At 70.6% G+C, this 9,376-nt stretch carries 9 protein-coding genes and 1 pseudogene; 3 read left to right on the top strand and 7 right to left on the bottom strand.

The genetic code is table 11. The features are described from left to right. Positions 1 to 146: pseudogene (locus ACSGDB_RS08685) on the bottom strand (IS3 family transposase); the annotation flags it as partial. 776 nt (positions 147 to 922) lie between these two features. Here ACSGDB_RS08685 and ACSGDB_RS08680 point away from each other — a divergent pair. Beyond that, positions 923 to 1,735 carry a hypothetical protein gene (locus ACSGDB_RS08680; RefSeq protein WP_434994168.1) on the top strand — a complete coding sequence of 271 codons (813 nt, stop codon included), beginning with the start codon at positions 923 to 925 and terminating at the stop codon, positions 1,733 to 1,735. A gap of 163 nt (positions 1,736 to 1,898) precedes the next feature. Continuing rightward, on the top strand, positions 1,899 to 2,180 hold the full coding sequence (locus ACSGDB_RS08675; RefSeq protein WP_434994166.1) for a hypothetical protein: 282 nt from the start codon (positions 1,899 to 1,901) through the stop codon (positions 2,178 to 2,180). Between the two features lie 16 nt (positions 2,181 to 2,196). Here the strand turns inward: ACSGDB_RS08675 and ACSGDB_RS08670 are convergent, their stop codons facing one another. Beyond that, positions 2,197 to 2,901 carry a TetR/AcrR family transcriptional regulator gene (locus ACSGDB_RS08670; protein WP_434994164.1) on the bottom strand — a complete coding sequence of 235 codons (705 nt, stop codon included), beginning with the start codon at positions 2,899 to 2,901 and terminating at the stop codon, positions 2,197 to 2,199. Between the two features lie 165 nt (positions 2,902 to 3,066). Between ACSGDB_RS08670 and ACSGDB_RS08665 the strand changes: the two genes are divergently transcribed. Further along, the gene (locus ACSGDB_RS08665) at positions 3,067 to 3,786 is read left to right on the top strand and encodes a DUF2306 domain-containing protein (RefSeq protein ID WP_434994163.1); all 720 of its coding nucleotides are present in this window, start codon (positions 3,067 to 3,069) and stop codon (positions 3,784 to 3,786) included. Here the strand turns inward: ACSGDB_RS08665 and ACSGDB_RS08660 are convergent. Genes ACSGDB_RS08660 through gmk form a run of 5 tightly spaced genes read right to left on the bottom strand, consistent with a single transcriptional unit; the run spans position 3,783 to position 9,375 of the window. After that, positions 3,783 to 5,978: a primosomal protein N' gene (locus ACSGDB_RS08660; protein ID WP_434994161.1), complete on the bottom strand. Its 2,196-nt coding sequence runs from the start codon at positions 5,976 to 5,978 to the stop codon at positions 3,783 to 3,785. The two genes, ACSGDB_RS08665 and ACSGDB_RS08660, sit on opposite strands and share 4 nt — an antisense overlap. Positions 5,979 to 6,002: 24 nt before the next feature. After that, positions 6,003 to 7,214, bottom strand: coding sequence for a methionine adenosyltransferase (metK, locus tag ACSGDB_RS08655; RefSeq protein WP_434994160.1), 1,212 nt, complete (start codon positions 7,212 to 7,214; stop codon positions 6,003 to 6,005). 42 nt (positions 7,215 to 7,256) lie between these two features. Beyond that, entirely contained in the window at positions 7,257 to 8,471 is a 1,215-nt protein-coding gene (gene coaBC, locus ACSGDB_RS08650) for a bifunctional phosphopantothenoylcysteine decarboxylase/phosphopantothenate--cysteine ligase CoaBC (RefSeq protein ID WP_434994159.1), read from the bottom strand. Positions 8,472 to 8,499: 28 nt separating this feature from the next. After that, positions 8,500 to 8,760, bottom strand: a complete 261-nt coding sequence (rpoZ, locus tag ACSGDB_RS08645) for a DNA-directed RNA polymerase subunit omega (protein WP_043445516.1) — start codon at positions 8,758 to 8,760, stop codon at positions 8,500 to 8,502. Positions 8,761 to 8,805: 45 nt separating this feature from the next. Next, the gene (gene gmk, locus ACSGDB_RS08640; protein WP_434994158.1) at positions 8,806 to 9,375 is read right to left on the bottom strand and encodes a guanylate kinase; all 570 of its coding nucleotides are present in this window, start codon (positions 9,373 to 9,375) and stop codon (positions 8,806 to 8,808) included. Position 9,376: the final 1 nt, after the last annotated feature.

The following is a 9,376-nucleotide window of genomic DNA, read 5'->3' as shown; positions in this document are numbered from 1 at the left end:
CCGTACTGGTTCAGCCACCGGTACCAGGTTGCCTCGGTGACCTGGAGTTCCTTGACGACCTCGATCATCGGGCGTCCGTCATTGAGCATCTTCTGGCCCTGCCGGACCTTCGCGATGACCTGCTCCGGGGTATGTCTACGTGCCATGATTCGTGAATCTCCTCCTGCACCCATTATCGGATGCGAAACTCACACAACCACTGGACTCCTACCCGGGAACCCAACCAGCTCCACCAAGAGATCGTTCTCGAGATGGGGATGGCTAGGCATGCAGCTCGGATGGAACTCGCCATTCCCCCTCGGATCCTTGCACGCTCTACTTCAGTGCTTCCCTCAGCGATGCAGCGTTCGCGTTCAACCACATTTCTGCCCGTGGCAGCTTGTCCTTCATTCCTTCATCCCACCACCGGCGAAAGACAGGGTCCGCTTCCGCGGCTGCCTTCATGGTGATCGCGGAGTTCCTTTGGCGGCGGAGTGCGACGTCGACAATCTGGCGCCTCTGGAGGTGTGCATTGACCGCGTCTGCCACCCGTGTTGCCGTGAAGCACCAGTTGGCAAGCCGGTCAGGCATGGACATCCACCGGTACATCGCCGGCAAGTCCGCCGTACTGCAGGACATCCTGGCCCTCTCAGAACTCACGTCCGACGAGAAGCGACACATTCACGAGCTGAACAAGCACAGCACTGGAACTGGTGCGCGACGCTGATCAGCAGACGATGCCGGCGCCCGGACCGCGTTGCGGACACAGGATGCGCGAGACAAGCAATACATTCGGTGAATGCCTCCCATCATCTTTCCCGTGGTCGCGGCAGTTCTGCTGTCCATACTGATCCCCGCGATCGTCAAAGGGGCCGTCCGCCGAAATGACCGGAATGGCCGTCCGTCGGCCGGCCCGCACGCTGACACGGGGGCACTGTTCGTCGTGGAGAATCGTCGTTGGCAGTCCGTCCTCTTCCGTGTGCTCGGCATCGTCTTCCTGGTGATCGGCGGTTTCTTCACGCTCGTTGCGGTCGTGGAATCCGAGCAGACGGATTCGCCGGCTCCCCTCATCGCCGGAGCCGGGATCGCGGTCGCCGGAGCGCTCTTCGTCGTCCTCGCGATGGGCATCCGGCGGTTCCGGGTCGAGGCGTTCGACAAGCACCTGACAATCCGCCCCTGGTTCCGAGCGACGCGGGTCGTCGCAGCGACCGAGATCGGGTCGGTCCGTCCGGCACTCAACCAGTACGGCGGAATCGACGTGAGGGACGTTAACGGCGAGAAGCTCTTCACTGCGACCACGATCAACATCGGCTACGACGACATCGTCGCCTACGTGCAGGAGCGGTTCCCCCGGCAGCAGACCACCACCCCCGCCGTGCCCGGCGACACTCCGTCCTGGCAGGGCGCGACCCTGCGGGCCGAGTGGCTCCCGCTACCCCGCGGGCGCAAAGGCATCCTGCAGCCAGGCGTTCTCCTCACTGCCGGGAAAGTGGCCGGGCAGATGGATACGCGCGAAATCGTCGATCTGCTCAACCACCGGGTCGGCGTCGCGGAGTCCACCGGCTCGGGCCCGCTCGTCTTCCTGTGCTGGCCCGACTCGGCATCGCCTGGGTCGACCGTCTGGGAGTCCACGAAGGATCTCCCGCCGGAATCGCTGGCCCTCCTCGCCGACCCCATGGACAGGGGCGCGGCGGCGGTGCTCACCGGGACCGAACTCATGGACTTCTCGGAATGGATCATGGCCCTTCCCCGCTAGCCTCCGGGTCCGGAAGGTGCGGCCCGGGCTGCGCTGTCCTTCCCTGCTTACTGGAGGCCTCGGGAGCAGAAGGATCGTCGCCGTCACCTGCACGTATGGACCCGGCCGTAGGATGGGCGCTGTTCCCCTACCCACCGGCCTCCCCGATCGGACCTCATCACCCATGACCGACCTGCAGTGCCCGGCCACGGCGATCCTGCTCGCCACCGGGGCCGAACCGCCGTCGTGGCTCGAACGTCGCAGGGTCGCCGCGCGCGTGCAGCTGGTGGATCCCTGCGATGTGTCCTCCACCGTGGAGGAGACCGCGGACTGCTTCCGTGGCGAGACGTTCGTCGTCGAGGCGCCGGCCGAAGCCATCGTCCTCGCCCTGCGCCGGCGGCGGCTGCCCGGTGGACCGCCGCTGCTCGTGGACGTCGACTCGGACGGCTGGCGGCTGACGCCCTGACCGTCGGCGCCGACCGCTACGTCCGCGCGGACGTCCACCCGCGGGCATGGAGGCCCTCGATGCCGTCCAGCAGCAGGTCGAGGGCGAACTCGAACTCGAACTGGTCATCGCACCCGCGCCCGACCACGCCGTCGTCATCGTGCGCCGATGCCATGGCGATCCGGAGGACGTTCGGGAACCGCCGGGCCATCTCCTCGAGCTGCGCCGCATCGGGCTGGAGCGAGGCCGACGACGACGGCTCCGCCGGATCCGGGGCATCGAAGAGTTCCTGGGTGAAGCCCCACATCCGGCTGCCCAGCGCGTGCATGACGTGGTGCGTCAGATCCACGGAGAATCCGCCGTCGAGGAACATGCCGATGAACGAGTCCGTGTAGGCGAGCACGGCCGGGGTCCTGGTGGTGCGGGTCTCGAGGACCTGACGGGCCCAGCGGTGCTGCCGGAGCACGGACCGGGCCGAGAGGATCCTGCTGCGGACGGTGGTCCTCCAGTCGTGCCCCTCGAGCGCCGGAGCGATTTCGGCCACGATCACGTCCACCATGCCGTCGAGGAGGTCCTCCTTGCCGGAGACATGTTTGTAGAGCGCCATGGGCACCACCCCGAGGGCCTCGGCCAGGGTCCGCATGCTCAGCCTCCCCACGCCCTGCTCATCCGCGAGGGCGACGGCAGCACCGAGGACCGCCTCCCTGCTCAGGGGCGCCCGCGGCGTCCTGCGTCCTGCCATGTGCTGACCATCTCCCCATTCTCGACGCGATCGGCCCTTGACGGGTGTACAACGTACACCTAGGGTCGGATCCACGGAGTGTACACCGTACACTCTACGCCCCATCGGTGATCGACCGATCACGCATCGCGGCTACGACGGACAGCAGGGAAGGGCAGGACGGCCATGACGAGCATCGGACGACCAGCGGAGACCACCCCCGGACCACCGACCGAGCCACGGCGCCGACCAGTGTGGATGATACCGGCGGGCCTGATCCTGCTGGGCCTCATCCCCGTGCTCGCGGGCGCTGTCCGCGTCACGGAGCTGGCCGGTTTGCCCGAGATCACGGAACAGAATGCGCGCTTCGTCGAGTTCCCCGTTCCGGTGGTCCTGCACATCCTCGGCGCCACCGTGTACACCCTGCTCGGGGCCTTCCAGTTCGTCCCGTCGCTGCGGCAGGGCAGACGGACCTGGCACAGGAAGGCCGGGAGGATCCTGTTCCCCGCCGGCCTGGTGGCGGCCCTGACCGGCCTGTGGATGGCGTGCTTCTCCGCACTCCCGCCCAGTGACGGCTCGCTCCTCCTCGCCTTCCGGCTCCTCTTCGGGACCGGGATGGCCCTCAGTCTCCTGCTGGGCGTCCGGGCCGTCATCCGCGGTGACCTCCGGGCCCACGGCGCGTGGATGACCCGCGCCTACGCGATCGGTCTCGGCGCGGGGACCCAGGCCCTGATCCTCATCCTGCCGGAGCTCGTCGGCACTCCGCCCGGCGTGACGCTGCGGGCCCTGCTCATGGGGTCCGGATGGCTGGTGAATCTCCTCGTGGCGGAGATCGTCATCCGCCGGCGGTATCGGCACCCCACGTATCACCGGAGTGTCGCGGACGCCCTGACCCGGTACAGCTAGAGCACGTCGATGGCGTCCAGCCGGATGTGGACGGGCTCGCCCGTCCGCCGGGCGGAGAGCGCCGCCCGTCGCGCACGGAGCAGCTTCGTGACGCCGGCCGCCGCCCGGTAGGAGAAGAACAGCAGCACGCGGTGGCTGTCGTGGCCTGCCAGCGCGGCCGCCGCCGGAGCGGCGCCCTTCGCCTCGCCCGCGGCGGCGCGGGCGGCCAGCACGGCCTCCCGCCGGACATCCGGCGGGACGGGCGCGGGACCGACGACACGCACCGCGCCGTCGGTTTCCAGCCCGTCGAGGAAGTGCGTGAGGGCTTCCCGGGTCCCCGTGAGCACCGCGTACCGGACGGCCGGCGGGAGCCCCAGCTCATGGCGCTCGGCCAGTTCACGGGAGGCAGCGCCGGCGGGATCCCACCGCACGAGGTGGCCCACCGCGACGTCGTCGTCGCCGGTGATCACCACGGTCCCGCCGGCGGCGGCGGGACGGGCGAGGATCGCCGCGGAGAACCAGCGGCGCAGGGCGTCCTCCGCTGCCCGCAGTGATTCGCGGCTGAGCAGGGCGTTGCCGTCGAGGAGGATGACGGCGGCATACCCTCCCGCGGCCACGGGCTCGGCCCCGGGGGTGGCGACGACGACCGCCGGCACGTCGCGGACGTCGTCGACGATATGCTCGCCCGCCGAGGAGATGACGGGGACCCCGGGGAAGGCCCGACCCAGTTCCTCGGCCGTCCGGGTGGCGCCCGCGACGGTGGCCCGCATCCGGGTGCCGCCGCACTCGGGGCAGGCCCAGTGGTTGTCGGGGCGTCCGCACCACCGGCAGGCCGGCGGCGCGTGCCGCCCGGGCTGGGCCAGCGGCCCGGAGCAGGCGGTGCAGCGCGCGGCGTGGCGGCACCGGTCGCAGGCCAGCGCCGGGGAGAAGCCCGTGCGCGCGACCTGCAGGAGGACGGGGCCGGTCCTCAGCCCGGCCTGTGCGGCGGCCCAGGCCGCGTGGGGGATGCGTGCCTGGGCGGCCAGCGGGTCGCGCTCCATCTGGTAGGCGTCCGCGGCGTGGAGGACGCGGGGCGCCGACCGGCGGACCTCGTTGCGGTCGGCCTGGATGGCATGCGCCCAGCCGGTGTCGACGAGGCGCTGCGCCTCCGTGGTGCGGCCGAAGGAGGACAGCAGCATCGCCGCCCCGGACTGCTCGGCGCGCAGCAGCAGGACGTCGCGGACGTGCTGGTAGGGCGCACGCTGCTCGACGTGCTGGTCGTCGCCGTCGTCCCACAGGCAGACGAGTCCGAGGTTCTGGACGGGCGCGTAGGCGGCGGACCGCGTGCCGACGGCGACGGTCGCCGCTCCGTGGAGGACGCGCAGGAAATTGCGGTATCTGGGGGTCGCGCCGTCCTCGCCCGTCAGCCGGGCTACCGCGGGCGCTCCGAGCCGCGCCACGAGGGAGGCCTCCACGCGTGCGAGGTCCCGCTGGTCGGGGACGACGACGACCGCTCCCCTGCCCGAGGACGCGGCGGCCGCGACGGCGTCGGCGATCTCCTCGTGCCAGGCCATCGCACCGTACCCGCCGAGACTCGTGAGTACCGCCCGGGGCGATTCCCCGGCGCGGACGTGCTGCAGGAAGGCGGAGCCGTTCGGGTAGCGCCGGAAGCCCCCGGAGGCCGCCCGCCCGGCGGCGACGGGCAGCAGGTCCGGCGGCACGGCGGAGGCCTCCGGGTCTTCGGAGGGCGGAGTCGGAGGGTCCGCGGCAGCGCCCGGCTCGTCGAACTCTGCCTCGACCCGTGCCATGCGTGGGGGGATGGCCGACCGCAGGACGTCGCTCACGGTGCCGACCGAGCGCGCGGCGACCGCCGTCGCGAGGGCGAGGACACCGGGCGTGAGCACCTGCTGGGGGGACACGACCTTCGCGAGGGGCAGGAGCGTCGCCGTCGTGCTGGCCTCCTCGACCCGCTCGGCGAGGAAACCGGCGTGCTCCCGCCCGGCGAACCGTACCTTCACCCGGACGCCCGGCTGCGCCTCCGCGTCCATGGCCGCGGGCACGGCGTAGTCGAAGAACCGGTCGAGGTGGGGCAGCTGCGCGTCGAGGATCACCCGGGCGACGGGCAGCGACGACGCCCGCTCGGGATCGGCCTGCGGCAGCCGGGCCGCCCCGAAGCCGTGCAGCAGCGACAGCTGGCCCTCGGTCGTCTCGGACACGCGGGTGGTGTGCGTCATGGTGTCCGCCCGCCCCCTCCCCTGTCAGGCGTTGAAGTAGCTCCTGAGCTTGTCCACGCGGTCGGTGCGCTCCCAGGTGAAGCCGTCCTCCTCGCGGCCGAAGTGGCCGTGGGCGGCGGTGCGCTGGTAGATGGGGCGCTTGAGGTCGAGGGCATGGATGATGCCGAGCGGCCGGAGGTCGAAGACCTCGCGGATCGCCTCCCCGATCTTCAGGGGGTCCACGGTCTCGGTGCCGAAGGTCTCCACGTAGATGCCGACGGGCTGCGCCATGCCGATGGCGTAGGCGATCTGGATCTCGGCGCGGCGGGCGAGGCCGGCCGCCACGACGTTCTTCGCGACCCACCGCATGGCGTAGGCCGCCGAGCGGTCCACCTTCGACGGGTCCTTGCCGCTGAACGCGCCGCCGCCGTGGCGGGCCATGCCGCCGTAGGTGTCGACGATGATCTTCCGCCCGGTCAGTCCGGCGTCGCCCACCGGGCCGCCGATCACGAAGGCGCCACCGGGGTTGAGGATGTGGCGGACCGAGGAGGCGTCGAGGTCGGACTCGGCGAGGACCGGGGTGACCACGTGCTCGACGAGACCGGCGCGCAGCTCCTCGAGGGACACCTCGGCGGAGTGCTGGGAGGAGATGACCACGGAGTCGATCGATACGGGGCGGTCGCCGTCGTACCCGATGGTGACCTGGGTCTTCCCGTCGGGGCGGAGGTACGGGAGGGTGCCGTCCTTGCGGACGGCGGTGAGTCGCTCGGACAGCCGGTGGGCGAGCCAGATGGGGGCGGGCATGAGCACCGCGGTCTCGTCGCTCGCGTAGCCGAACATGATGCCCTGGTCCCCCGCGCCCTGGGCGTCGTAGGGATCCACGCCCCTGCCCTCGCGGGTCTCGAGGGACGTGAACACCCCGGAGGCGATCTCGGCGCTCTGCTGTCCGATCGACACGGACACGCCGCAGCGGGCGCCGTCGAACCCGTTGGCGGAGGAGTCGTAGCCGATGCCGAGGATGGTCTTGCGGACGATGTCCGGGATCTCCACGTACGCCTCGGTGGTCACCTCTCCCGCCACGTGCACGAGCCCGGTGGTCACGAGCGTCTCCACGGCGACGCGTGAATCCGGGTCCTGCTCCAGCAGGCCGTCGAGGATGGCGTCGCTGATCTGGTCGCAGATCTTGTCGGGGTGGCCCTCGGTCACCGATTCCGAGGTGAACAGGCGCAGGGGCGAATCGATGCGGGGAGAATTCACGTGCTCACTCTACTTGGTCGGAGGGACAGTCTCGCCCGGGGATCAGCGGGCCAGCCGGCGCGCAGCATGGGCGACGACGGCGTCGGCGACGACCCGCTTGGAGCCGCGGACCGGCTCGGACCCGCCGTCGGCGTCGAGGATGGTGACCTCGTTGGAGTCCTTGCCGAACACCCGGTCCGGGCCGACGACGTTGAGCACCAGGAAGTCGCAGCCCTTCCGGCCGAGCTTGGCGCGGGCGTGCGTCAGGGGGTCGGCGGCGGCGTCTCCGGTCTCGGCCGCGAAGCCGGCGATGACGAGTGGGAGCGCGTCGGCTTCGCGGGCGAGCACGGCCTCCCGGAGCACATCGGGGTTCCGGACGAGGGTGATGACCGGGTCCGTGCCGTCCTCGGTCTTCTTGATCTTGGTGGCGGTGACCTCCGCGGGCCGGAAGTCGGCGACGGCGGCTGCCATGATCAGCACGTCCGTGGTGGGCAGCGCGCCGAGGACGGCCTCGCGCAGCTGGAGGGCGGACTCGACACGCACCACCTCGCAGCCCGCGGGAGGTGCCACCTCGGCGTGGGCGAGGACGAGCGTCACGTGGGCGCCCTGCGCGAGGGCGGCCTCGGCCAGCGCCATCCCCTGCTTGCCGGAGGACCGGTTCCCGAGGAACCGCACCGGGTCGAGGGCCTCACGCGTGCCGCCCGCGGAGATGGTGACGCGCCGGCCCTGCAGGCTGCCCCGGGCGTCCCCGGCGGACTGTCCGGCGGCGATGGCCGCCGTGAAGATCTCCGCGGGTTCGGGGAGCCTGCCGGGGCCGGAGTCCGCCCCGGTGAGGCGCCCGGACGCGGGGTCGAGGACGGTGACGCCGCGCGAGCGGAGGGTCTCGACGTTCGCGCGGGTCGCCGCGTGCTGCCACATCTCGGTGTGCATCGCCGGAGCCATGACCACGGGACCCCTTGCCATGAGGAGCGTGCCGGTCAGGAGGTCGTTGGCGAGCCCGGCCGCGGCCCGCGCCAGGACGTCGGCGGTGGCCGGCGCGACCACGATGAGGTCGGCCTCGTGCCCGAGGCGCACGTGGTTCACCTTGTCGACGTCGTCCCAGACGCTGTTGCTGACGGGGTGGCCCGAGAGGGCCTCCCACGTGGCGGTGCCGACGAAACGGGTGGCGGCGTCGGTGGGGATGACGGTGACGTCATGGCCCGACTCCGTGAAAAGGCGGAGGAGGGATGCGGCCTTGTAGGCCGCGATCCCTCCTCCGACACCGAGGACTACGCGCACTGGCTGTCCGTGCTCCGGGCTGCCGGAACTACTCGGACTGTTCCATGGGCGAGGACACGAGCATGCCCTCGTTGATCTCGCGCAGGGCGATCGAGAGGGGCTTCTCGTTCAGGCGGGTGTCGACGAGCGGGCCGACGTACTCGAAGAGACCTTCGTGGAGCTGGGAGTAGTACGCGTTGATCTGGCGGGCGCGCTTGGCGCCGTAGATCACGAGGGCGTACTTCGAGTCCGAGGCCTCCAGCAGAGAATCGATCGGCGGGTTGATGATGCCTTCGGGCTGAGTTGACACAGAGTTCTCCAAAAAATTAGGCGGGACCGGCCGGTTCAGCGCACTTCAGCGCTCCAGCGGTCGCAGTCCCATCAGTGATACGAGCTCGTCTGCCGCATGCTCCACGCTGTCGTTGACGACGGTGTGGTTGAATTCCGGCTCGGCGGCAAGTTCCAGTTTAGCGGTTTCCAGCCGCTGCTGCTGTTCCTCGGGCGATTCCGTGCCGCGCCCCACGAGCCGACGCACCATCTCGTCCCAGCTGGGGGGCGCCAGGAACACGAAGTTCGCCTCCGGCATGGTCTCCTTGACCTTACGTGCTCCCTGCAGGTCGATCTCCAGGAGCACGGTCCGGCCCTCGTCCATCGCGGCCTGCACGGTCCGGCGCAGCGTGCCGTAGCGGTTGCGGCCGTGCACCACGGCCCACTCCAGCAACTGCTCCTCGGCGACGAGCCGGTCGAACTCCTCCGGGGAGACGAAGTAGTAGTGCACGCCGTCGATCTCCCCCGGGCGGGGCGGGCGGGTGGTCGCCGACACGGAGAGCCAGACAGCCGGATAGTTGTCCCGGATGTAGGTCGAGACTGTTCCCTTGCCGACCGCCGTCGGGCCGGCCAGGACTGTCAACCGGGGCTGTGACACT

It is taken from the genome of Arthrobacter sp. Ld5, from assembly GCF_051172775.1.
Classification (GTDB): domain Bacteria; phylum Actinomycetota; class Actinomycetes; order Actinomycetales; family Micrococcaceae; genus Arthrobacter_D.
This window is presented reverse-complemented; position numbering and strand designations above follow the sequence as displayed.

Bases quoted from the DNA above. Each gene is read 5' to 3' on its own strand.
- ACSGDB_RS08660 (WP_434994161.1), bottom strand. From the start codon at position 5,978: ATGACGCACACCACCCGCGTGTCCGAGACGACCGAGGGCCAGCTGTCG.
- ACSGDB_RS08675 (WP_434994166.1), top strand. From the start codon at position 1,899: ATGACCGACCTGCAGTGCCCGGCCACGGCGATCCTGCTCGCCACCGGG.
- ACSGDB_RS08670 (WP_434994164.1), bottom strand. From the start codon at position 2,901: ATGGCAGGACGCAGGACGCCGCGGGCGCCCCTGAGCAGGGAGGCGGTC.
- ACSGDB_RS08665 (WP_434994163.1), top strand. From the start codon at position 3,067: ATGACGAGCATCGGACGACCAGCGGAGACCACCCCCGGACCACCGACC.